Raw genomic sequence first — 26370 nt, 5'->3', positions numbered from 1 at the left:
TGAAGCCGTTGAGGCGTGTACCAAGACAATGCCATGAACAAAATGGCCCATCATTAATGGTTATTAAAAAAACGATCATGAAAAGAATCTATCTATATTTCTCCGCATTCTTTTTAATGGCAGGAAGCATTTCCTGTAAAAAAAGCTTAAACGATTTATATCAAAACCCCGATGCATTTACTTCTACTTCGATAGAATATTTGTTTCCGCAGGGCATACAAAGTTCTGCACCTGTGGCTTATGGAGATGGCGTAAACAGGATATTGGGCCAAATGGCTCCCATGATGCAATTGCTGGGAAATACTAACGCCAATCCAACATCGTTGTATAAATTTATACAGGCCAGCAGTGCAAGTTCAGCCGGTGCTATCGATTTTGGGAGATGGCAAAACTATTACAACACCTCCATGATCCAGTTTAAGTTAATTGATGCAATGTATTATTGGCAATTAACACCGGCCGAACAGGCAGGTTATAAAGTGTATTATGAAATGACCAGGGTAATGGAAGCATACAATACCGCACAAACAACCGATTTGTTTGGAGATATACCTTACTCACAGGCCTTTACGAGGTCAAACAGCAAGTTTAATCAACAGACTTTTTTGCAGCCTAAATTTGATGCACAGCAAAGTATCTATGATTCGGTGCTGAACAGTTTAAAAGAGGCAGGTGCTTTTTTTGATACTGCTCAACTGCAAACGAGTGTTTACAATGCACAGGCATTGCTTCCTACACAGGACATTTTATATAAGGGTGTATTGTCGAGCTGGAGTGCATTTGCCAATTCACTTCGATTGCGTTATGCTATGCGCTTATCTGCAGCCGACCCGGCCCGCGCACAAACGGAAATAACGGATATCGTTAACAACAAGAGACCGCTGATACTTACCAATGCTACCAATGCCTTGCTTTATAACACAGCACAAAGTGGTGGTTATTTTGCACAGGCAGCGGCGGAAAACAACGCAACGGCAACATATCTCAGCCAGTACACGGATAGCGTAATGTCAGCTTCAGCTGATCCGCGCCTTCAAATATCATACTATACGGATGCTTCCAACGCCGGCGTATATCATGGATTGCCCGTTTCGCAACAAGACAGGACAACGAATACCGGTGTAAAAGGAATGTATGCTTATTTGAATCCGTTGGTTTGGGGATATAACTATGCTGCGCCAATCGGTATTATGATTGATGCCTCAGAAGTAAATTTCTATCTTGCAGAAGCTGCCAAAAAAGGCATTATTCCAGGAGGCGATGCAGTAGCTCAAACGTATTATAACAACGGCGTCATTCAATCTGTGTTGATGTATTACAGCATTTATCAAACAGCGCCGGCAAGTAAAACGATAGGAACAGGTGCCAGTCAATATACTTATCAAAAAGCAACTATTGCACAACCAACTATACCGGGGCTTACAGCATGGTTAAACAGTTCAACTTATGCGTATAATTCAGGACAGGCCATGCAGCAAATTGCACTTCAAAAGTGGTTGCACTCCGGCTTTTTCCAAATAGATGAAACCTATGCAGAGTTCAGAAGGTTGAAATTGCCCGTGTTAATGCCCGACATGCTGAATGGTGCACAAATGAATACCACATACCCTGTAAGAGTGCCTTATCCTACAGGTACTTCGGAAGCTAATAATAATGCAGAAAACTATGCTGCAGCGGTTGCGGCAACAAATGACAATAGTTATGCATTTCCTGTTTGGTGGAATAAGTAAGCATTATCTGAGCAACGAAAAATACACGCAATAGAATTCTTTTGCGCTATTTGATAACAGCCGCCTCGCGAAGCCGGCTGTTATCTCTTGGATCATGCGAAACAACATCTAAGAAACGATCATAAAAAGAAATATGCGGATTACCAGCATTGCTTTTATTTTACTTTGTTTGCTTGTGCAGAAGATCCATGCACAGGAACCTAAAACGAAAAGGCCCAATATTCTTTATATCATGGCCGATGACCATACAGCACAATCATGGGGTATTTATGGCGGCATTCTCGCGCCCTACGCTAAAAACAATAACATAAAGCGCCTCGCCACGGAAGGAGCTGTTTTAAATCATGTGTTTTGCACCAATTCAATTTGTACACCAAGCAGGGCCACTATTCTTACCGGGCAATACAGTAACAAGAATGGTGTTTATACCTTAGAGGATGCTTTGTCTCCCGATAAAAATAACATTGCAAAGGACCTGCACGCTGCAGGATATCAAACCGCGATGTTTGGCAAATGGCACTTGAAAAAACAACCCGCAGGGTTTGACACATTTGCCGTGTTGCCTGGTCAGGGCATCTATCACGATCCAAGCTATTTAACGAAAGACAACTGGAATGATGAGGAGAAAGAAGGCGAAAAGAAAAAGGGATTTGTTGATGATATCTCTACCGATATGACCATTGACTGGTTGAAAGCAAGAGACACATCAAAACCATTTTTTGTGATGTGCCATTTCAAAGCCACACATGAACCATTTGATTTCGCCGACAGGAATAAAGATCTTTTTGATGGAGTTGAATTTCCTTATCCCGAAAATTTCTGGGATTCGGGTACTGCCACTACTGGCCGCAGTTTTATTGGCCAGCCATTGGAAGAAATGGGAAAGCGCTGGGAGAGAGCCTCTACAGGCCCGTGGTGGACAAATTATCCCGGCCTGCCGTTCTCTACCGAAGGGCTAAGCAGGGAAGAGGCAAGGAAGAAAATTTATCAGAAACTTATAAAAGATTATCTGCGCTGCGCCGCCGGCAATGATGATAATATCGGCAGACTACTGGACTATTTAAAGCAAGCGGGACTTGATGAGAACACCGTGGTGATCTATACCGCGGACCAGGGTTATTTTCTTGGCGAGCATGATTTTATGGACAAGCGGCTGATGTACGAAGAGTCGTTGCAAATGCCTTTTGTTATTCGATATCCGCAAGAGATAAAGCCGGGCACAAAGGTAAACGACATGGTATTGAATATTGATTTTGCAGCTTTGTTTGCAGACTATGCCGGCATTAAAAAACCAGCGTATATACAAGGCGAGAGTTTTAGAAAGATACTCGAAGGTGGTCACGAGAAAAAGTGGCGCCACGAAATGTATTACCGATACTGGCAGCATGATGCCATCAGGCCGGCGCATTTCGGCATCAGGAATGAACGATATAAACTCATCTTCTTTTATGGACTTCCTTTGAATATGACTGGCACTGAAAAGAAAACCACGCCGCCAGCCTGGGAATTTTATGATCTTCAAAAAGATCCAAATGAAGATCACAATGCCATCAACGATCCGCAGTATGCATCCATTATTAAAAAAATGAAAAAAGAATTGGAGAAGGTGAAAAAAGAGGCTGGTGATACAGATGATGCTTATCCTGAACTGAGAAAAATATACACTGGTAATTAAGTACGATTAAATTTTTGGTTTTAGTTCATTTACGGTTGATGAATGCTGATCAGAAACAAAATGATCAGTTTTCTAGTTTTTTTATTGAAAGCAGAAAACCACCATGTTTCTACATGGTGGTTTAATAAAATTGGTAGAGATTATTTTTTGAATTTTTGATTGTTCTAAACTCAATTGTAAGGTTTAATTTTTTATAAAGATGAAAATACGCACAGGTATTATTTTGCTGTTTTGTATTGTAGCATACAACGTAAAAGCACAACATGTTGATTGGGAGAAATTTCTTTCACGAAACGATTTGGTGTTTGATACACTTACCACAAAATGGGCCGATGGCATTTTTACAGGCAACGGTTTGTTAGGTAATATGGTGTATATGTATGATTCAAATACGGTGCGTATGGAGATAGGAAGGACAGATGTGGTGGACCACCGCAACGAAGGAAATTTTGGACATCTGTATAACAAGGCACGATTACCTATCGGTTATTTTACATTGACACCCGTAGGGAAAATTTTAAAGAACACCGCTCGATTGAATTTGTGGAATGCAGAAGTTACAGGTGTTATAACCACTGACAAGGGAAAAATATGGTGGACCAGTTTTTCGCTTACAAAAGAAAATGTGATCGTCTTTCAAACCAAAACGGAAGGAGAGGAAAGTAATTTTTCATGGGAATGGAATCCTGAAAAATCAATCAGCCCACGTATGTCTTTCAGTCCCGTGAAAGACTTCCCTGCAAATCCTCCGGCACAAGCAGGTAAACAATCCGGTATTGAGTATTCGTCGCAACCAATGTTGGCGGGTGGCGATTATGTAACGGCGTGGAAAACTATCGCGGACGCAAACACTAAAACGGCCTACATAACCGTAGCGTACAATACCACGCAATCCTCACTGTCTAAAGCCGTTACATGTATTGACGGAGCAACACAAAAAAAATTACAAAGTATAATAGCTGTACACAGGCAGTGGTGGCACCAATATTATCAAAAAAGCTTTCTATCATTACCCAACAACGAAGCCGAAAGTTTTTATTGGATCCAATTATATAAAGTTGCTTCTGCAACAAGAGAAAATACGCGACCAATAGATTTAATGGGACCGTGGCCCGCACCAACAGGATGGCCTGCATACTGGAATAATTTGAACATTCAACTAACCTACTCTCCGCTATATAAAGCCAATCATTTGGAAATGGTTGAGCCATTCGTAAAAAATATTGATGCTAATTATCAAAACCTTATCAATAACGCTCCTGCGGAGTATCGTCATAATGCAGCAGCTGTTGCACGCTCTTCCGCGTTAGATATGATGGCGGCCGTTAAAGTATATCCACAATTAGATACCACGGCATCGCCAAGTCAGCTTGAACTCGGTAATCTTACATGGATGCTTTACAATTATTGGCAATACTATGCATACTCAAAAAATGAAATTGCACTGCAACATCTTATCCCTATCCTAAAACGAAGCGTCAATTATTACATAGATGTTATGCATAAGGAGCAAGACGGTAAATGGCATTTGCCGCCTACGTATTCGCCGGAATATCCGCGAGGTACTACGAGCGATTGCAATTACGATTTATCTTTATTCCGTTGGGGATGCGAGACATTATTGAACCTGGTACCGAATGATAGTTTGGCAAATACCTGGAAGGATGTATTACAAAACCTTACGCCTTATCCTGCTGACAACACAGGCTTACGCATTGGGAGAGACGTTGGTTTTACTCAATCGCACAGACATTATTCACACTTATTGATGATCTATCCATTGCATTTGGAAGGTTGGGAAACCGCCGGATCCCACGAATTAATTGAACGCTCATTCTATCATTGGCGAAGTTTAAAAAGTGCATTTGCCGGATTTTCTTTTACAGGCAGTGCCTCTATTTTTGCATTGATGGGTAAGGGTGACAGCGCATGGCACGCACTTGATCAATTGCTTACCGGTTTTGCCAAACCCAATACATTTTATATGGAAGGAGCACCGGTAATTGAAACGCCATTGGCAGCAGCAGCATCGTTGCAGGAAATGTTGTTGCAAGATCACAACGGCAAGCTTCGTGTATTCCCTGCAGTACCCGATGCTTGGAAAGATATATCATTTGCCAATATGCGCTCGGAAGGAGCATTCCTGCTTTCTGCTGTTCGAAAAAACGGTGCGACAAAATGGATAAAAATAGAAAGCCTTACAGGTGGAAAGTGTACCATTGTTGCAGACTTGCAGGGCCATGTTCTAACAAAGAGTAGCAAACCTGTAACCCTTATTAATAAGGGACCACAGACATATGAATTGAATTTACAAAAAGGACAATCCGTAACACTTTATTCAAACAACGATGATTTGTTAATTCCGGTAGCACCGGTTGCCGCAAACGATCAACAACAAAATTGGTGGGGAACAAAAGCGGTATCAACTAAAAGGGTAAAATAGAAATATGTGATATATTATAAGATATTCCGGCAGTAAAAATAATTAAGGCAAAGAAAATGGGTACAGGTATTTTTCTGTACCCGTTTTTTATTAAGTAACCTCATTATGTTCGGTTCTCTGTTGAGGTAGCTGCTAATGGGTTGGGTATTGCTGTAGTGGGAAGAATTTGAAAACCGTCAACGAAGGCAAATTGGAAAGTGTTTCCCGTTCAATGTGTTTAAAAATGCCTAAAGATGGGTTATAAAGGGTCCATCACAACCTCTATTACATTTCCCTGGTCAAATATTTTTTTTGCAAAGTCACTGACTGTAGAAGGTGTTACAGATAATACTTCCGATTCATAGTTTATGCGTCCGTCAATTGAGTGTGCCGGCATATCTCTTGCTTCATTGCAAAAGGTGCCGGCTGCTCTTTCTGAAAATGATCGGACGGTATAGAATGGTCGCCCATACTTTCAATCTAACACTTTGCCGGACAATGTACGACAGGTTCGGTTGTAATCTGCTCGGGTAGAGTTTCGTTCACAAAAAACATTCTGAAAATGGGTTAATAAAGCTACTTGTAATGTTTTCTCTTCCATTTTTCATACTTTTTGCGAAGCATTTCTACAGCGTTTTGACCTCCCTTACCTTGTCCAAAAATATTTAGATCTAAGTATGGCGTCTTGTCGCCAGGTCTTGCAGCAATAAGAAATGCACTGGATGCTTTCTGTTCACCACATCTTTTATCACCACCAGATGCCGAGCCTGCTTCCAACGCATTCAATAAGATTTCAGCAATATTCAATGATGCGGTTTGCCCCTTCGCTACGGCCTTCATAATTTCAGTTAATTCGTTCGCTGAAGCGAGCGTATTTCCTTGCACGGAAACTCCGCTTTTAGTCAAGGCTCCGTTGAATTGGTTTGTGGAGTCGCCTGTGTAGACACCCGGGTGGTCGAGATATTTGATAGTTACCACTGCATATTGCTGTTTTTCTGGATCGAAAGCCGGGTCTTTTAATGCTTCAATAATTTCTTCAGGCGTTGATTCGGCAACAATCATTTCAATTCCTTTATTCCTTGCCTCATTATTGCTCATAGCCTGCACAATAATTGCCCCCATATTGGGAACGATCTTTCCGATCCCATAACAATTGTAAGTACATGAAGCACCTGCAATGCCTATTTCTTTAGTGTTAGCATCAATCATAATAATTGACCAGGTTGCAAAAGTTTTAACCGAAGAAATAACACAAATGAATAAGCCAATAAGTATCTTTTTCATATTAGTTTTAAGGACTTTTTTAATAGCAAAAAGTAATAAGTCTTAATGAATTAAGCAACCGATGCCATGAAATTCGAATTGCGTCTACACCATGGACGCAATTCGAATTTCATGATAGAAGCAGTTTCAGCTAAAAATAGACGAGGTGTTCACTCTTCTTTCCTTCTTAGGTGTTCAGAATCCTAAATGAGCAAAACTAGTATGGGTTTTAGTTGAGAAAGCAGGTAAGTCCTACCATTTCAACTGAAATAGAAATTCAATTTCGGTGAAATAAAATAGCATATTTCGTACATAAAAAATGTGTCACCTGACATATTTTTAATAACAGCGAATTTTTAATTTGGGGCTCGATGGTTTTGGAATTTGGCGCTACTACAAGAGGATAAAAGGAACGTGAAATAACGCTAATCCAGCAAATTATTAACCTGGTGAAAAAAACGTTGTTTCTGAATTAAAAGAGTCGAATGTTGAGGTGCGCCTACTAATATAAAAGAAGAATCTAAATTTCGGGTAGTGATTAACGTGAAATAAGGTGTGCTTGTTCAAACCTAGAAACTGATTGATAGGTGAATAATCGTTAAGTAAAAAAACGCTGACAATCTATTGATTATCAGCACTTTTTATAAAGTGCCCAGAACTAGATTCGAACCCGGCGTGAATATCATTAAATTATGAAGATCGTGTGTCGTACTCCAATTCATTTTACAACGACTTTCTTAAATGACTCCAGCGTTTGACCATTAACGCTGCATCTGCGCAAGGAACCATCTCTAAACCGTGGAATTGAGAGTAGGCACATTTCACATTTTCTCCCGTTGAGCTGCTCCATCAAAATGGTTGTCGGCTAGCATTTTACCCTGGCAACCCACTGCGACGCAGCTGAATTATTGCGCAGCGCAGAAAATGGGAGTATAAAAAATCATTTTCTATGCAACATATTTGACCGAATACATGTTAATATCCACCGTTACTACTAAAAAAAGTAATAGAATATTCGTTTGTACTATTTATTAACGAATAGGTTATTTATATTTTCAACTGTTTTTTATGAATCGACTTATTTTACTTTACCTGGCAGTAGCACTAAACTTTTTAAGTTTGCGGGCTTTTTCTCAGGATAAAAATGCTCAGGGTAAAGATACTGCCGCATTGGGCCTTGCAGGTGACAACCTGGATCTTTATGCCGTATTAGATCTCTTTCAAAAGTCAAAAACAATTGAAGCGTTCGAAAAATCGTTAAATGATGAAAAATTAAAGATCAATAACCTGGATCTAAACCTGGATAAGAAGGTTGATTTTATTAAAGTGGTCACTACCCAAAAAGACAGTTCGTACACCTTCATACTCCGTGATGATATCAGTAAAACTGAATCGCAGGATGTTGCCGTTATTCTGCTGGATAAAGGCAAAGACGGAAAGGTTAGTCTGCAAATTGTTGGTGACGAGGAACTGTATGGCAAGGATTATGTTATTGAGCCCAAAGGAAATTCATCAATTACCGCAAACCCCGGATATAAGGGCGAAAATCCGGTTACGGTTAACGTTCCTGCAAGTACCGTTGTCGTAGTGCAATCTGCCCCAGTCGTACAGTATGTTTATTCACCAGCCTATGTACCTTATTATCCGCCTTATTATTACGGCTTTTACCCACCTTGGTTTGGATTTGCAACCGTAATGGCAGTGGGTATTTATCGCCACAATCATTATCATTATCATGGTGGCTACTATGGCGGTCACTATCATGGTGGAAATACCGTGGTTATTAATAACAGAAACAGTATTAATCATTACAATAGCACCAGGAACACATCGAACACCGTGCGCAACAACCAGGATAGAGGTAATTATGGTAATGGCACTGTAGATCGCTCGGGAAACAGAAATTCAGCATCCACCCGTCCATCTAATTCACCCTCCAACAGACCAGCAACTTCCAACAGGCCTACAACCTCCGACAGGCAATCACCATCAGCATCCAACAGACCTACAACGTCAAACAGGCAATCTCCCTCTGCATCCAACAGGCCCACCACCTCAAACAGGCAATCATCCTCTCCTTCAATGTCAAACAGACAGTCATCAGGCGGGTATAGCGGCGGCGGGCGTTCCATGGGTGGTGGCCGTACTTCCATGGGCGGTGGCGGTGGCGGCAGAAGACGCTAGCATTACTTTAATATAGTAACCAGTATTTAAGCATTCAAGTTAATGGAAGGCTTGAGAACTGAAGAAAACCTGCTACCGGGCTGCGTATACCGGGATTTGTTTTTAAATCCCACCCGGAGCTTTCTTACAGAAAACACCCCTGGGAAATATTTTTGAAGCGTGCTTAGTAAGTTTGTGCTCCATCATTTTTATTTAGTGAGCCCATCGGAGGCGCTCATATCTCTTACAACAACATATTGACCATTTCTTTTTTCAAATAGGCTCATATAATTTCCTGTATTAAGTGTCGTATTGAGAGAATCAACCACCGAAAAAGCACCGAGTTCTACAACAAGTTTTCCATCATTTGATACAAAAACTTCGTTAGTAGTAAATTTGATCTTGTCAATAGGGGAGGTCAGATCAGACGTCAAAAATGCGATGATTGATTCCTTGCCCACTAAAGGTGGCCTGTTCGGATAAAAACTTTTCGCATCCTCTGCATAATAACCAATGCTTCTCATATCTCCGCTATTGTATACGTCAGCAAACGCATCTTCTTTTGCCTGAATTTCTTTCTTTATTTGTTCTTTGTCTATTTCTCCCGCGGTGGAGTTTTCTTTTTTCCCGTTACAGGAAAGTATTAATCCCATTATACAACTTAATGTACATCCTTTTAGAATTAGGTTTCGCATACATTGATCATTTTTTATTTTACTGATATAACTATAAACACTTTTATTTTGAAAAGGGTTCACTCCTGGAGTTATTAACATGTACATGTTCCCTCCAATATAGAAGTTTGGTCTTAAATTGTCATCCAACTAAGAGTAGATTCCTATCGGTCATAATTCCGGTTTTTTTCGGGAACCAATTGGCTGCATGCATGACCAGGGAATTCAATGAGTTTGGGATAGAGGTGACTGTTACGGAGAAAAATAAGACAAAGAACACGGCCATTGAGGCTGCTTTTTTAAAACCTGGCACACAATGGAAAAGTCGATCTTTGTTGGCTAATTCCGTTTTCATTATCTTCGTTTCTTCCTGATCAAACCTCATCCTGCTGAATATAAATGTGGCTTCCATAACAAACTGCCCGTTATGAATGAATATGTGCATTATACAGATGAGGAGCTATTGTTGCTACTTGGCAACGATGATGAAGGGGCTTACACTACATTGTACTTCCGCCACGCAGGCAATATTTACAGGGCTGCAATGACCTTTCTGCAAGACGAATTTATTGCAGAAGAAACGGTTCAAACAGTGTTCCTTGGCATATGGGAGCGCCGGTCGAAAATGAAAGAGGTCGGCCAGTTGAAGGACTATCTTTTTATTGTTGCCCGCAATTCTATTTATGCTTATCTGAAGAAGCTCGCCAGAGAGAGGGCTGGCTTAAAAGATTTTGGAGAAACACTCGAACAGTCTATTCAAAATACAGAATTCAACCTTGAAGAAAAAGATTACAACCGCCTAGTACAAGAAGCCGTTGACAAGCTCCCGGAGCAGCGTAAAAAAATATATAGCCTGTCCCGGGAACATCATCTATCCCACAAAGAGATTTCTGAACAATTGGGTATTTCTCCCCTGACCGTAAAAAAACAAATATCTCTGGCGCAACAATCAATCCGCGAGCATCTCAATCAAAATCATTCGTTTACGCTGGCAATTTCCCTGCTGATAGCCGCAGCCGTGCAGGCATAAAATATTTTTTCATTCCGCTTACTACCTCCGCCTTTTTCTGCACTCTTTATAATAACCGGCTATTTCACAACTAACAAGATCCTCATGTCAGAAAAGCAATTTCAGGAATTACTGGAGCGATATAAACAACAGAATGTTTCGATTGAAGAAAAAGAAATCTTATTTCAAGCCATTGCCAGAGGCGAGTACGAGCCTGCAACTGAAAGCGCAATTTGGAATGAGTTGCTTGTAAACACAAACACAGAAAGCTGGACGACTGAAAGAGAGGAAAGAATATTAAGCAAGCTATTGAATGAAACGAAGGCGCAGGCGCCTGCCAAGCTAGTTCCTTTTTATCGTCGCAAATTCTTTAGAATTGCTGCGGCAGCTTGCATTTTGCTATTTGCAGGGGGCATAGCCCTGCATTATTATTCCGGCATTGACAAGAGGGTAACTATTGCACAAACCCCGGTTTCAATTTCTGCTGATGTCGCAGCGCCACAATCATACAATGCACGTCTTACGCTTGCTGATGGCTCCGTGGTAATGCTTGATAGCGCAGGCGCAGGCACTGTAGCAGTGCAAGGCAAAACCAATGTGATTAAAAAAGAAGATGGGAGCATCCTCTACAACGAAACTTCATTTTCTCCTGATATAGCTTATAACACGCTAGCAGCGCCGCGAGGCGGCAAAGTTGTTACGATTACTTTATCGGACGGCACAAAAGTCTGGCTTAACAGTGAAAGTACGCTGCGTTATCCAATCAACTTTTCATCAAACGTGCGCAAGGTTGAATTAACAGGTGAGGGCTATTTCGAAGTAGCAAAAAATCCTTCAAAACAATTTATTGTAAAGACAGGAGATGTAGAAACGGCGGTTCTTGGCACACGCTTTAACGTCAACTCATACGCAGATGAAGCGGGCATTCGCGTAAGTCTACTGGAAGGTAGTGTGAAGGTAACCAACGGTTCTTCAACTGCGGATTCTAAAATACTAAAACCTGGTCAACAGGTTAAAGTCGATCAAACCACAGAAATGATTGCAAATGCAGATATGGAGCAGGTGCTGGCATGGAAGAACGGTTATTTCCAGTTTAACAGTGCAGCTATTACAACGGTTATGCGCGAAGCGGCACGTTGGTATGATATTGATGTCGAATATTCATCAAAAGCTTCTAACGATACTTTTTCCGGAAAAATTCCACGGTCAGTCAATCTATCGCGGTTGCTGAAATGGCTGGAATGGAGCGATGTTCATTTCAGGCTTGAAAAAGGAACAGGAAAAAATGGCACCAACAAGCTTGTGATCTTGCCATAAAACAGCTACACAGATAAACAACAAAAAGCCAGCAGTGGTTACGACACTACTGGCGGGTTCAGGTTACTATACCCGAACAGTTGAGTTATCTTCTAGTATACAGTATGGGAATACTATTTTCTAACAAAAAACTCAAACCAAAACGAAGTTATGGAATTAACTAAAACGGCGTGGTTCGTAAGAACCCGTGACGTGCAAAAACTGCTCAAAGTAATGAGATTAACCAGCTTCCTTTTATTGTTCTCGCTTATGCAGGTTTCAGCTAAAAGTTATAGCCAGAAATTCAACCTGTCATTAAAAGACGCAGCGCTGCAAGACGTTTTCAAAACTGTGCAGCAGCAAAGTGACTACCAGTTTTTTTACAATGAGCGTCTTTTAAAAAACACGAAAAAAGTAACGATTAATGTAAGAAACGCTTCTATTCAAATGGTGCTGGAAGCCTGTTTTAAAGATCAACCCATTGTTTATGAAATAGATGATAAGCAGATCATCATTAAACAAAAGAGCGTTGTGCAACCTGAACTGGAAGCCTCCGCAGTTTCCCCGCCGATAGATGTACAAGGCAAGGTAGTGAATGAAAAAGGTGAGCCTGTGCTGGCAACCGTACATTTAAAAGGCACAGATAAGAGAGTAACGACAAACGAAAACGGAGATTTCAAAATAACAGGTGTAGATGAAACCGGAGTACTTGTGATAAGTGGTGTAAATATTGAAACAAGAGAAATAAAAATAAACGGTCAAACAAATCTCGCGACAATATTGGTTAAACTGAAACAAACCGATATGCAGGAAGTGACAGTGGAGTTGAATACCGGTTATCAAAAAATATCCAGCGAACGTGCCACCGGTTCTTACAGTAGTGTTGGAAAAAATTTATTGGAAAAACGTCCGGTATCAAATATCTCTACGGCCATCAATGGTCTGGCAGCGGGTGTGCAGGGACAGGAAAATACAGATGGCAGCTATCGTTTTTTAATACGGGGAACAAGCTCGTTGTACGCGCAAACAGATCCCCTGATCGTAGTCGACGGATTTCCTGTGATAGGCACTAACTTCTCGAACATAAACCCGAACGATGTCGAATCCATTACTGTGTTAAAAGATGCGGCAGCCGCTTCTATTTGGGGCGCCCGTGCCGCCAACGGCGTGATCGTTATCACTACAAAGCAGGGTAAATCGGCAAAGAACAAAGTAACACTTGAAGCAAATGTATTTACACGCATTTCAAAGATGATCGATCTCGACCAGGTGATGAGCCAGGCAAATTCCGCAGATCAGATCAGGTACGAAAAAATGGCTATGGACATGAAATGGATATTTCCTCCAACTCCATATACCGGAGCTTTTGCCGATCTGAACAAACCGCTGAGTCTTGCAGGTGAATTGTATTACGCACAGCAGTTCGGCAAAATCTCCAAAGATCAATACAACGCAAGTCTTGATAGCCTTAGTAAAATCAATAATCGCGGACAAATCGAAGATCTGCTTATGCAAAAAGCTGTACTGGATCAATACAATGTCAATCTTTCCAGCACAAGCGAGAAATCACGCACTTATGCTTCCTTGCTTTATGAGAAAAGAAAAGAAGGGTTTATTAATCGTGGTTATAATCGTTATGCCGTAAACCTGAACAACCAGTTTGAAGTGACGCGTTTTCTTAGTTTGCGACTGGGAGCCAATCTTCAGTATAAAGACATTGATATGTCTGGTGCCGATATTGGAGAGATACAGGGACTCTCTCCTTATGAAACGTTATTAAATCCGAATGGCAGCTATTCGGTAAACATCGGTTCTGTAAATCGCGAGCAGGTAAGTTTTTTGCCATTAAGCAAACTTCCTTACCCAGACTGGAACTACAATCTTTTGCGAGATGTAAGGGGCAGAAAAGTCAAAACCAAAGAGCTGAACGCCCGTCTTCAGGCAAGCATCAACATACGCTTCAGCAAAAGCCTCAACTTCGAGTCAAAGTTTCAATACGAAAAAAACAGATCCGACGGAGACAATTACCAAAGCGATCAAACATACTATGTAAGAAACCTGGCAAACACCATGATAGACTACAACAGCGGAACCAAAGTAGTGGGCAACAAATACGTCCCTATTGGTGGCATTCTAATATCTACTCATGGTGATATGGAAAGCTATGTTTTTCGTAACCAGTTAAACTACTCACAAACGTTTCATTCCGATCATTCCGTATCTGCGATCATTGGTTCTGAGATTTCACGGTTTCAGGTATCATCACGCACTGATCCATGGTTATATGGATACTATGGCGACAAGAACCAAAGCACGGTTCCGCTATACGGCTATGGCAGTGCTGTAGCGCCGTTGAAGAACATCTTTGGCTTAACCGCTACGCTGCCAGGAAGCTCTACTGCATTGGATTGGCAACTGGACAAATATGTATCATTCTATGGCAACGCATCCTACGCTTATAAAAGAAAATATGTGCTTACCGGTAGCGTAAGAAGCGATGCTTCCAACTACATTACCGACAATGCGAAGTTGCGTTGGTCGCCACTGTGGTCAATAGGCGGAATGTGGCATTTAGCGCAGGAATCTTTTATGAAAAATGCTAATGCTATTGATCGCCTGAGCCTGCGTTTAACATACGGACAAAATGGGAACACCGAAAAATCTACTTCTACCCAAACCTTGCTGAGTGTAAGCACGTCTCCTAATACCAACACGGGAACCATCACTGCCACGATTGCAGACAATGGTAATCCAATGCTCAGATGGGAGAGAACTTATACAACCAATACAGGAATAGACTTCAGTTTTTTCAAAAATAAACTGACAGGTAAAGTGGATGTATACAACAAAATTGGAAAAGACATAACCGGGCTTGTGCAACTTCCTGCAGCTACGGGCACCACTTCACAAAAATTCAACAACGCACAAATTAGCAACCGAGGTATTGAGATAGAATTGGGTGGTAATTTCAAATTTGGAAAACACTTTGTTTATAGCCCTTTGGTAACATATGCATACAACAAAAACAAAATTCAAAATCTCTATTATCCCAATCTAACAGCATCTTATTTGATTAACAGCGGATCGCAGAATTTTGTACAGGGCAAACCAGTCGGTAACATTTATTCGTTCTCTTACCTGGGCATGAAAGACAGCGTACCTTACGTGTTAGGATCAAAAGGACAGGAAGTTCCTTTTTCGTCCACGGCACCTTTTTCACAACAAGGCATGGAATTCCTGAATTATGAAGGCACCACCATACCACCACACACACTTGGTTTTGCGAACAGTTTTTCCTTTTACAACTTTAATCTATTTGTACTATTCACTGGCAAATTCGGTGGCGTCTTCCGCAGACCTGCTTTTGATTACCCAACAGGTATTGCTACAGCAAAACCATTTGTAAACAGAAATGTAGCAGATGTATTTGCAGGCGATCCTAATCAACCTTCTTTCCCAAAATACCAGGACATTAATTTCTACAACTGGTCGCGTTACACTCCGTATCTCCACGGGCTCGTGGAAAGCGCTTCCTATATTGAGTGCAAGGAAATACTGCTGCAATATAGTTTGCCGGCAAAATGGCTTGCCCCTGTTTCCATCAATAACCTGAAAATATACGCGCAGATTCGTGACATCGGATTGATCTGGCAGAACAACAGTAAAGGCTATCATCCTGAATGGCTGCCAGGTACCAGCCGGCCAATGACATCTTACACTTTCGGCGCTAATATTCAACTTTAAAAAAACAGACATGAAATTTACTCACTATATACTTTTCACGCTAATGGCAGCCGGATCGTTTGGTTGCAAAAAATATCTTTCTGAAGAACCTAGAAAACAAGCATCCATTCAAACAACGGACCAACTGGATGCACTTATAGACAACTATTCCATTTTCGCCGTGAACGGATCAAGCAGTGCGATGTTTTTTTCTACGGATGACATGGATTTAAAGACAGACGCGTATAAAGCCAGTCCCACATTATGGTCGCTGGAAGTACTTTGTCAGTATACTTTTGATGCAACGCAGCTGCCCACCATCACTAGCGATGCATTCTGGACGTCCGAATACAAAAAGATATTTACCGCAAATGTGGTGCTATTTAATGTAGACGATGTAACCGGATCTGAAGAAGCTAAAAATCAGCTGAAAGCAGATGCCCATTTCATCAGGGCCTTGTCTTATTGGCAACTGGCAAATCACTATTGCCTGCCATACAGCGAAGCAAATGCCGCTGCTCCTGGTCTGCCTCTAAAGCAAAGTGTCAGTTATGCTGAATCGCTTGTCCGTGCCACTTTAAAGGAAACCTACGATTTTATTGAGAAAGAATTGGAAGCAGCAAAACTTACCACACAAACCGATGTAAACAATATAAAGCCCTGGAGAGTATCGCAAACTGCTGTGGCCGGTATGCAGAGTCGTTTTTATTTGTTTAAAGGTGACTATGCAAAAGCACTGCAATATGCAAACGATGCACTCCAAACAAAAAACGCAAACCTTGTAGATTTTAGAACAATTGTTGCGGGAAACGCCGTTACATACCCTTCTCCCGCTCCGGCCGTTACTTTGAAATACAGTGAAATAAATTACTGGACAGCAATCAAATGGTTGTACTGGAAAGAGTTCCTGTACGCGAGAGTCGCGTACAATGCCAATCAAAGCGCGTTTCCAAGTGACAATCTTTTAAGTCTTTATGACACAACAAACGATCTGCGCTTCAAATGGTTCATGATCCCCAATAGCAACCGGAGATTTGCCATAACAGCGCCTGCATTTTATCGCTATTGTTTTTTTGAAGATGGCAGGTATTTTCCGATTGGTCCAACGGTTAGCGAAATGCTTTTAAACAAAGCAGAAGTATTGGCCCGTACGGGAAATGTGCAAGAAGCTATGAATGCGGTGAACGCACTCAGGTCAAAACGTTTTGCTGTTGACTCTTTGCTTTCGGCAAACGATAAAAGCGATGCGTTAAAGAAAGTGCTTCAAGAGCGTCGTCGTGAAATGCCTTTTGCCATGCGTTGGTACGACATCAGAAGATTCAGCGTGAACGAAGATCCTTCTGATGACGTTACCGTACAACACTCTTTCTTTAAAATGAATAACGGGCTCGTCGATCAAACTGCAACACAATCTTACCAGCTTACTCCGGGAAGCAAAAGATATGCGGTACCTATCAATCAGCTGGAGATCACGAATAGCCAGAACCAGATCATTCAAAATCAATATTAAATTCTAACAGTTTTTATGAAATACTTTTTTATAGCAATTTGCGCATTGGCATATACTATCTGCAATGCACAAACGAAATATACTTACGAAATCAAGGGCACAATTAAAGGGTTGGGATCAGACACTTTAATTCTCAATCCTATGACAGGTGAACGGCCTCAAAATGCGACCCTTATCCGTATTCCGGGCAACAACGACAATATTTACTACAAAGGAGAAACGGATTATGCTTATTTAGTTTGGGCACAGGTAAATTCGAAATTTGTTGATGGGAGAAACTTTACCTTTTTTCTGGAAAAAGGAACAATTACGATCAATGGCAAGCTGGATTCACTTACAAGAACAGATATACAAGGAACACCGGGCAATGATGATTTTATGCGTGCGCAAAGAAGGGTAACATCGTATTACGACTGGGCAGCGGTATTGCGCAAACAATTGAAAAATGACCACATGGATACATCAAGCCTGGTATACAAGCAAACCACCGCTACCATTGCTTCTATGTATGATTCAGTATATAATTTCGAGCATCAGTTCATAAAAAACAATCCTTCATCTCCCGTTGCCGCTTTGTATTTGTACCTGCTACAAAGCTCTCTTCCAGGGACAGAACTGGAATCCCTTTACCTGGCGCTTGATGAACAGGTAAAAAAATCACCTTTGCTAAACACCACACCCCAAAAAATAGCTGCCAAGAAAAAAACAGTCATTGGCAACCCGGCTCCTGATTTCACAATGGCAGATGTAAATGGCAAAGCAGTGGGCCTGAAAGATTTTAGGGGTAAATATGTATTGCTGGATTTTTGGGCGAGCTGGTGCGGACCTTGCCGAGCCGAAAATCCCAACCTGATAGCGGCATATGCAAAATTCAAAAGTAAGGGTTTGGAAATAGTAAGTATTTCTGTTGACGAAAACGGGACATCATGGAAGAAAGCAATTGAAAAAGACGGCCTCAACTGGATTCATTTATCCAATCTTGCAAAACCTAATCCCGTAGCCATTTTGTACGGTGTACAACCGATCCCGGATAATTTTTTGATCAGTCCTGATGGGGTTATTATTGCCCGTGGGCTAAGTGGTGCGGAAGTGGACGAAACACTGTCGAAGTATATACACTAGGGAAGTTTGATAAACTACAACATGATAGATCTTCAAAAAGTCCATAACCCTCTGTAGAAGTCTCTTCAAAAAAGGAGGCCGAACTATTTGCAAGCTATTTGCCAAGAAAGAAAAAAGGCTTTCAGAATCGTTTGATTTTGAAAGCCTTTTAAGTGCAGGACTGTTCTCAAATTTTATTTAGCTTATTAGTTTGACTTACCCAAGTCGGCGCATTATTAATTGCCTGTCTTAATAATAAGTTTAACTGGGCTGAATGATGTTGAATGTGTCTTATGTTATAGATCAAAATCTCAAGTAGCGAATAGTTTTTGTATTCGTTTATCCATCTTTCGTTTAATTTGTCCATTGTCAGCTCTGATATCAATAGAGTTGCCTTTTGTCGGCAATGTTCTAAGTATGTAAGCACTTCCATTTTTGTATAAGTCCTGTCCGGCATTTTACCATTCGGGTCAAACTCCGAAAAAGTAAACGGTGTTGGTGGGTGAAATTTGCTCGGTTCCATTGTCAAGTAGTAGTCTGTCCAAAAAATGCAATGGTAAGATGGATACCAAAAATTCAATTCGGTATCCCAATGCTCGTCGGGGCACATATTAATTGCATTTTCAAGCATATCAAGGCTTGCACCGAACTGATTCCAAATTGATTCTCTTGTCGATATAGAATTGTCCATCTTTTTATGTCTAAATTGTTATTCGTGATGCCCACTAGCGGTCGCAGGTAATTCATAAATATACACATATCAATTTCCTTGTTCATATAGCGGCGCATAAAATTTATTTGCAAAAAAAAAATAAGTAGTGTAAATGGGTGCTCTGAAGAATTGTTTTATGAAGTACGAAAGAATATTATAGCTAAGAGGAAATTTTTAAATTCCTATAAGTAACTAAAGTGTGAGACTATACAATGTCGATTTCGAAACATGGGATCATGTAATTTAAGCCCTTCCAATTGCGTCCACAGTGTGGGCACTATTGAGAATGCAAATAAGTCATAACATTTCACTGAAATAGAAATTCATTTTCGACGAAATTGTGTAGCATATTTTTGCATCTAAAAAGTGTCACCTGACACATTTTTAGTGGTAATGAATTTTTAATTTGGTGGTTCAACAGTTTGGAATTTGCTAGTAAGCTTTGAAAAGTTTTAGCTGATGTGTTTCGCGTTCGATGTGTTTAAAAATGTCTAAAGATGGGTTATAACGATGAGGTGTGCCTAAGGTGTGCTTACTGATATTAAAAAACGTCTAAATTTCGGTTAGTGATTGACGTGAAATAAGGTGTGCTTGCTAGACCCCTTGTAACTGATCGATAAGTGAACAGTTGTTAAATGAAAAGCGCTGATAATCTATTTATTATCAGCGCTTTATAAAGTGCCCAGGACTGGATTCTGACAGGGCATGAGTATCATTAGGTTGCAAAGATCGTGCGTCAAAGATGTGTCGTCCTCTGATCCATTTTCAATACAAATATAAAAAGTGTTATCAAAAATTGACTGTACATGTGTCATAAATTTGGCTCGCGTGTGTCATTTAGAATAATTGTGTTGCAATTCGGAAGCAAGCGAAACTATTCGACAAAACAATGTTATTGTCTTCGTGTGTCATTCTGTTTACAGAAGATGTTTTTTTTCACTTAGAGGTTTTTGAGTTCTTTATCTAATGGTTCTCTAAAGCGCCGATAATTAAAAACAATAACTGTTTTTAATTATCTAGCACTTGTGGTTAGCTGAAATATCTACTTGATATTGGTTCATAAAAACGAATTTTGGGATAAATACGGTTGGAGAATACTCATGCAATAGTCCCACACAATTTGTTCATTTGCTGTCGAATAATATTTGTCATCTGGTTTTTCTATTTTGTTCTTCGGATCAAAGAATTCGCCGGTTATTTTTTCTACTTCAGGTGAGGTTGCCAAATAGATACTTGATACTGCACCCACTTCTGGCTTCGGCATAAATCGCAATGCAACTTTGAAAATCGTGTTGATCAAAAAACCTTTGTCGGGTTCCTGGCCAAAATTGGTAGCAACTGCGCCCGGATGTGTACCGTTGACTGTAATGTTTTTTATTCCTTTTTCTTTGAGCAGCTTCGCAAAATGTCTCGTCGCCCAAACTAGATACAGTTTGGAAAGTCCATATGCTCGATCTGGTTTATAGCTTTTCTCTAGTTGAAAATCACTAAAGTCAGGTTTGCCTCCACGTTTGTGCATGGCAGAATACATATTTATAATTCGTGCTGAGGAACTTTTCTCCAATGCTTTTTCAAGGGAAAGCATAAGCAGTGTCGGGGCCATTAAATTCAGTGTTATGGTCTTTTCAAAGCCCTCTGTTGTAGTTTCCCTGTTCTTGCTGAATATAGCTCCAGCGTTATTAACGAGAACGTCCAGCTTTGGGTATTTCTGCTCAAATTCTTCGGCCGCTCGCTTTACGTCCGCTAATGACAACATATCAGCAATTAGGATATCAATTTTCTTATTGCCGGTTTTTGATATTATCTCGTTAAGGACAGTTTCTGCTTTTTGTTTGTTTCTGCCGTGTACTATAACAGTGTGACCTTGCTCAGCAAGTGATGTTGCTGTTATTTTACCAATTCCGTCCGTTGCCCCTGTTACAAGTATTATTTTGTTTTCCATTGTGTTTTTTATGTTTTTTTCTTTGCCAATAAATGAATGTCTTTTACGTATATCACATTGCTTTTATATCCATATCGAGTTACACTAATCATAGCTTCTGCAACCTCAGTCATTGTGCTGTACATATTGGGAAGGATGACCTTTATGATAGGAAACAACCAGGAGATGTAATGATAATACTTCAATATTCTTTTTTGCCCTTTTGCCGGTTTGACAAATCCAATACGGAAACCAAAAGCTTGTTTGAATGGAAGTTTCATTAAGTCATTTTCGGTTTTACCTTTCACACGAGTCCACATCATTCTTCCCTTCTCAGAACTATCTGTGCCACCACCACTCACATAAACAAATGACATCCGGCTGTTGGGGTTGAGTTTTTTTGCGAAATTCAGGGTTGTGTCATAAGTGATTTTTGTATACTCTTCTTCAGTCATTCCGACAGCACTAACCCCCGCGCAGAAGAAACAGGCATCATATCCTTTTAATCGGGCATCACCTACGCTAATGGAATTGAAATCTGGAACAATATACTCCGTTAACTTATGGTGGATGATTCCAGTTGGCTTCCTGCTTACGCTCAACACTTCAGATATTTTGGGATTGGATAGACATTCAAGTAGAATTCCTTCTCCAATCATTCCTGTGGTTCCGGTGACAATAACTTTCACAAGTGATTAATTTGTTTTTGCAAAAGTAAGCGGTACTTTTACAAGTACAAAGTGTGTAGTATACTTCATACTTTATGTTTTTTAAAAATTTTAACTATTATGCTGATAAACGAGATCGCAAAAAGAACCGGCGTTTCAATTGCAACGTTGCGTTATTACGAAAATTTAGGGCTTATCAGGGGAGTGGCAGATGAGAATGTAAAAACCAATAACTATAAGAATTATGATGAGGAAGTTATTGTTAAGGTTGAAATAATAAAGGAAGCGAAAGAGGTTGACTTCACATTAGCTGAAATCAGAAAAATGCTTGAGATATGGTACGGAAGTGCTTCGCGTCATAAAGGACAAATAGAATTATTCACGACAAAAATTTCAGAAATTGACACTAAGATCAAAAGATTGAAGCAAATCAAGAAGCGCCTGGAGAATGTCAAAATTGAATTGGAGAAAGGAAGCTGTACATAATTGAATCTAGATCAAAATAAAATAAGAAGCAATGAGTCATACAGGTTGGAATTTGCTATTAAGTTCTTAAAAGTTTTAGCAGAAGTGTTTCTTATTCGATGTTTAGAAATGTCTAAAGATGGGTTATAATGTTGAGGTGTGTTTACTGATTTTAAAAAACATCTAAATTTCGGCTAGTGATTGGCGTGAAATAAGGTGTGCTTGCTGAACCCGTCATAACAAATTGATAATCGAAAATATGTTAAACAAAAAACGCCGACAATCTATTGATTATCAGCGTTTTATAAAGTGCCCAGGACTGGATTCAGAATGGGCGTATATATCATTACGTTATGAAGATCGTGTGTCAAAAATGCGTCGACCTCTTATCCTTTATCAATACAAATATACAAATGGTTGTCAAAAAATGCAAGTGCGTGTGTCGTAAATTTGACGCCCGTGTGTCATTGATGAAAAAATAGTTTGTAATCGAAAGAATGTGGAACTAATCGGCACTTCAACGTTTGGGTTCTCGTGCGTCACACTACGTGTCAAATAAGATGTTTTTATTTCTTTTCTTAGCGAAAGTTTACGTTGACTTAGGCTTCAATTACGAATACAGTTTATTCGCAATTGGAAGAATACAAATTTTGTCTATCCTACTATTATTCCAAATTACTGTATTAATAGGACGTGTGTAAATCATAGACTATAGACGCAAAGAGTCGCTGTAACTTAAAGTGAGTCTGTGGTTTGAAAATAAGGTTCTAGTGGGGTTCTCACCGAAAGGTAGATATACATATCATTTCAAAAGCCCACAAATACAGGTTTGGCGGCCTTTTTGTTTTTACGACCTATCAAAAAAGCCCAACACATCTCATAATAAAAGTGGGTAAATCGTTGAGTATTTAAAAAGTCAAAAAATGACTTAAGAGATTCTCACCAAACTCACAGCTAAACTAAACAAATAAATTTTTTCTCCATCGCCTACACTTGATTTTGGCGCAGCGAATAGATTAAAATCTCGACCTTGTTTAATAAACTTAAAACCTATAAATAAGTTTCATATTTCACCGCCATCTCAAGCGAGCTAATGCTGTGAAATTCCAGAGGTAGTGCTGAGGTAGGTAGTACCATTTTTATTTAATAAAGAATAATTTATCCGTTTGCAAAGTGCCTTTTACAGTAAAAGTGATCGTATAGAGGCCGTTAGTCAATGATTGCGGTAAAAAGACAGAAACTTTTTGGTTCGGAATATTTGCTATACTATAAACTACCTTTCCTGACATGTCGGTTACGGTCAATTTATCTATCGGTTTACTACAGCTTACGTATATCTTCCCCGTTGTTCCATTGGGATACCATACAACCATCTTATTTATAGTTAAGCCGCTCTGAAGATCTACTGATTTTATAGGACTGAAATCAAACTTGCCATCCAAATCAATAGTCTTAAAACGGTAATAATTTTTACCTAAGTGTGGTATGCTATCTGTATAGGTGTATTGTGCTCCTGTGGGGATTCCTTTTACTATAATTGTGTCTATAATTGCCCACTGTTGCCCGTCATTGCTTCTTTGTATTTCAAAATATTTGCTGTTTGATTCAAAAGTAGTGGCCCATTGCAGCAATACGCAAGGGCAGGATGTTTGAACGGTTGCTGTGAAATAACTAATGGTCACCGGTAAGGCGCAGTCTTTGACTGTAACAGGAGTGCTTGCAATGGTGGTGCATCCTGAGGCGTTGGTTACAGCATAATCAATAGAAGTTGTGCCAACACCGGTGGCAAAGACTGTTCCGGCAGGATTGACAGTAGTAACTGTTGAGTTTTGTGTGTTCCAAAAACCACCCACTGTTGTAGTGGTCAATACGGTAGATTTTCCTAAACATATTACTGATTCTCCTTTTGGAGCATCTATAATTGGTGATGGATTTACAATCACCTGCACTTCTTTAGACACTGCGGAACAATAAAATCTGCCTGCGTTGATGTTATCGGGATTGGCGACGACGGCCCTGTAATAGCCAGTCACGGGCGGTGTTTTAACAAGATTCATGACATTGCCACCACTTATTGCTGTCCAGGAGTCCCAGGAGGTAGTATCGCCGGTGGAGCTATAATACCATTGATAAACCAGTCCAGTACCCAAAGTTCCATCATCCGTATAAGAAGCGGTAAGATTCAAATTTTCATTGTCACAATAATTGCCACCGGTTTTTAAACCTGTAATGGTGACAGGAGGCGCACAGCTATGTATGGCAATGTCATCCAACGCCAGATCATTACCAGTGCCGCCCGCTGCAATATTTTTAATGCTTAGATTAACGGAAGACACGCCGGCGGGCACAGTAAAGCTCAATCCGTACTGTCGCCAGTTTTTATCTCCGTTGGGAATGTTACCGGTGTAAAGAGTAGAAAGCACGTCCCCTGTAAGTGGATTTGTTAATATAAAGGTAAGGCTGGGGTTGATGTCAGCCTTTACACTGTCAACGCTCACTACCCATGCCGAAAAAAATAGCGTGGTCCCCGAACATAGATTGTTTAATGTTTGAGTATAGAAAGTTCCTGTAGCAACATCCGCATTAAAGACAGCCATGTAGCCACTACCGGTATGATCAGTGATCGTTTTATACCAATGGGCGAATGTGTTTGCCGGAGGCTTGGCGACTGATGTTTTAGAAAGCGCGTATTGATCCGTTTGTGGCGGATAATTAGCCTGGCCATTTGCAAAGCTATATGTCGTCGTTCCAGTTGGCAAACCGGTTGTACTGTATACAGGATCAGACGCATTATTTCCGCCAAAATCAGTCAGGGTAACTAATGTACCCGTGGCTGAACAACCCGTGGCACTTATCGTTCCACAAGCGCTGCCCAATGTCACATCAACTCTTAATGCTGTGCCTGGCAGATTCTCACACGTCGTAGCGTTTTGTACGGTGACATAGTAAGTGGTATTCGTAGTGATCGCCGGTGTTTTAAAACTGGCGCCGGTATTTACAAGACCTGTAAGATTATTACTGGTATACCATTTATAAGTAGGTGAGGTTAAATTGCTGGTCGCAGTCAGTGTTACTGATGAATTATTACATACGACGGCTCCGGGAGCCGTAATCATCTGGGGTGATGCTACTGGCTTGACTGTTACTGTCACCGGGCTTGTATTAATCAAGCAACCGTCACTAGCCGTTGCGCTTATGTAATAGGTAGTTGTTGTAAGCGGCACTACCGAAGCAGGATTATTCAACGGAATAGTTGCGGCAGCATCTGAATAATAACTTAACGATGCTACACCTTTACTGCCAGCGGTGATGGCTGCAGCCGTGAGATCCACACTGCTTCCTGCGCAAATTGTTGCTGGAGAAGTAACTACCAACACATCAGTGACGCCAACAGTAAAAACTTTTGTAACGGGTGTTGTTGGATTATTGTTATCATACACCGCCACTGTATATGTCCCCGGAGGTAACAATGTGAAAGTATTAGAAGTTTGTTTTGCCCTTATTACTGGAGATGGAGCTACCAATGCATAGTTAACGGTTCCGGCAGTCCCAGTCGCTGATATAACTAATTTGCCATCAGCACTACAATTGGTAACGCTTGCGGTAACTGTCGCAGTAATAACGATTGCGGCAAAGCTTTGTATCACAAAGCAGCAGCACGTTATCATTACCAAGAAAAACTTAAAAGAGATTTTTACTGAAAAATCATCTTTCCAAATGCGCTTGTCTTTCACAGTAGTCCTTTTTAAGATACTTCTGATCGAACTTTAACCAATAACTGCTAGTTGACATGTGCACGATTGGAAAAACAAAATACAAAATATTTATGACTGTAAACCCTATAATGACGGAATTGTGGAAAGCTTTCGATGTAAAGTAAGTCTACACATTTTTTAACCTTTAGAACAATAGATACAATGTCATTCGAAAATCAATTCCTTCAAAATGCATATTCCGTGAACAGGATCAAACCGGTGATTTTGCATAGCTTCGGCTGTGATCTTTTGCACTCAAAATATCACTACCGCTAAAGCTGAG

General features: G+C 40.4%; 16 protein-coding genes. 10 read left to right on the top strand and 6 right to left on the bottom strand.

The annotated features are described in order from the left end of the window. The first annotated feature begins 77 nt into the window (after positions 1-77). From KTO63_RS16900 to KTO63_RS16890, 3 genes are all read left to right on the top strand, one after another. Positions 78-1730, top strand: coding sequence for a SusD/RagB family nutrient-binding outer membrane lipoprotein (locus KTO63_RS16900; protein ID WP_217792565.1), 1653 nt, complete (start codon positions 78-80; stop codon positions 1728-1730). Between the two features lie 133 nt (positions 1731-1863). Further along, a complete protein-coding gene (locus KTO63_RS16895) occupies positions 1864-3405 on the top strand; it encodes a sulfatase family protein (RefSeq protein ID WP_217792564.1) in 1542 nt (513 codons plus the stop codon). A gap of 199 nt (positions 3406-3604) precedes the next feature. Then, a complete protein-coding gene (locus tag KTO63_RS16890; RefSeq protein WP_217792563.1) occupies positions 3605-5848 on the top strand; it encodes a glycosyl hydrolase family 95 catalytic domain-containing protein in 2244 nt (747 codons plus the stop codon). Positions 5849-6403: 555 nt separating this feature from the next. Here KTO63_RS16890 and KTO63_RS16885 read toward each other — a convergent pair. Beyond that, positions 6404-7111 (bottom strand): DUF1028 domain-containing protein, encoded by a 708-nt coding sequence (locus KTO63_RS16885; RefSeq protein ID WP_217792562.1) that lies wholly within the window; start codon positions 7109-7111, stop codon positions 6404-6406. Positions 7112-8158: 1047 nt separating this feature from the next. Between KTO63_RS16885 and KTO63_RS16880 the strand changes: the two genes are divergently transcribed. Continuing rightward, entirely contained in the window at positions 8159-9274 is a 1116-nt protein-coding gene (locus KTO63_RS16880; RefSeq protein ID WP_217792561.1) for a hypothetical protein, read from the top strand. Between the two features lie 188 nt (positions 9275-9462). Here the strand turns inward: KTO63_RS16880 and KTO63_RS16875 are convergent, their stop codons facing one another. Further along, positions 9463-9948 (bottom strand): YybH family protein, encoded by a 486-nt coding sequence (locus KTO63_RS16875; RefSeq protein ID WP_217792560.1) that lies wholly within the window; start codon positions 9946-9948, stop codon positions 9463-9465. A 406-nt stretch (positions 9949-10354) separates the two neighbouring features. On the opposite strand from KTO63_RS16875, the gene KTO63_RS16870 reads away from it, so the two are divergent. The 5 genes from KTO63_RS16870 (at position 10355) to KTO63_RS16850 (ending at position 18587) form a co-directional block, all read left to right on the top strand. After that, entirely contained in the window at positions 10355-10957 is a 603-nt protein-coding gene (locus tag KTO63_RS16870; protein WP_217792559.1) for an RNA polymerase sigma-70 factor, read from the top strand. An 84-nt stretch (positions 10958-11041) separates the two neighbouring features. Further along, a complete protein-coding gene (locus tag KTO63_RS16865) occupies positions 11042-12253 on the top strand; it encodes a FecR family protein (RefSeq protein ID WP_217792558.1) in 1212 nt (403 codons plus the stop codon). 150 nt (positions 12254-12403) lie between these two features. Further along, positions 12404-15976 carry a SusC/RagA family TonB-linked outer membrane protein gene (locus tag KTO63_RS16860; RefSeq protein WP_217792557.1) on the top strand — a complete coding sequence of 1191 codons (3573 nt, stop codon included), beginning with the start codon at positions 12404-12406 and terminating at the stop codon, positions 15974-15976. A gap of 10 nt (positions 15977-15986) precedes the next feature. Beyond that, entirely contained in the window at positions 15987-17465 is a 1479-nt protein-coding gene (locus KTO63_RS16855) for a RagB/SusD family nutrient uptake outer membrane protein (RefSeq protein ID WP_217792556.1), read from the top strand. Between the two features lie 15 nt (positions 17466-17480). Continuing rightward, on the top strand, positions 17481-18587 hold the full coding sequence (locus KTO63_RS16850; RefSeq protein ID WP_217792555.1) for a TlpA disulfide reductase family protein: 1107 nt from the start codon (positions 17481-17483) through the stop codon (positions 18585-18587). Between the two features lie 166 nt (positions 18588-18753). On the opposite strand, the gene KTO63_RS26555 is transcribed toward KTO63_RS16850, so the two are convergent. From KTO63_RS26555 to KTO63_RS16835, 3 genes are all read right to left on the bottom strand, one after another. Continuing rightward, positions 18754-19257 (bottom strand): DinB family protein, encoded by a 504-nt coding sequence (locus tag KTO63_RS26555; RefSeq protein WP_217792554.1) that lies wholly within the window; start codon positions 19255-19257, stop codon positions 18754-18756. Positions 19258-20335: 1078 nt separating this feature from the next. Next, entirely contained in the window at positions 20336-21220 is an 885-nt protein-coding gene (locus KTO63_RS16840) for an SDR family NAD(P)-dependent oxidoreductase (RefSeq protein ID WP_217792553.1), read from the bottom strand. Between the two features lie 8 nt (positions 21221-21228). After that, a complete protein-coding gene (locus KTO63_RS16835) occupies positions 21229-21888 on the bottom strand; it encodes a Rossmann-fold NAD(P)-binding domain-containing protein (RefSeq protein ID WP_317195780.1) in 660 nt (219 codons plus the stop codon). 99 nt (positions 21889-21987) lie between these two features. On the opposite strand from KTO63_RS16835, the gene KTO63_RS16830 reads away from it, so the two are divergent. Further along, the gene (locus tag KTO63_RS16830) at positions 21988-22353 is read left to right on the top strand and encodes a MerR family transcriptional regulator (RefSeq protein WP_217792552.1); all 366 of its coding nucleotides are present in this window, start codon (positions 21988-21990) and stop codon (positions 22351-22353) included. A 1118-nt stretch (positions 22354-23471) separates the two neighbouring features. Here the strand turns inward: KTO63_RS16830 and KTO63_RS16825 are convergent. Further along, positions 23472-26066 carry an Ig-like domain-containing protein gene (locus KTO63_RS16825; RefSeq protein ID WP_217792551.1) on the bottom strand — a complete coding sequence of 865 codons (2595 nt, stop codon included), beginning with the start codon at positions 26064-26066 and terminating at the stop codon, positions 23472-23474. Positions 26067-26370 lie beyond the last annotated feature (304 nt).

Source organism: Pinibacter aurantiacus, from assembly GCF_019130065.1.
GTDB lineage: Bacteria > Bacteroidota > Bacteroidia > Chitinophagales > Chitinophagaceae > Pinibacter > Pinibacter aurantiacus.
The sequence above is the reverse complement of the archived record's forward strand: the minus strand, read 5'-3'. Positions and strand labels throughout refer to the sequence as shown.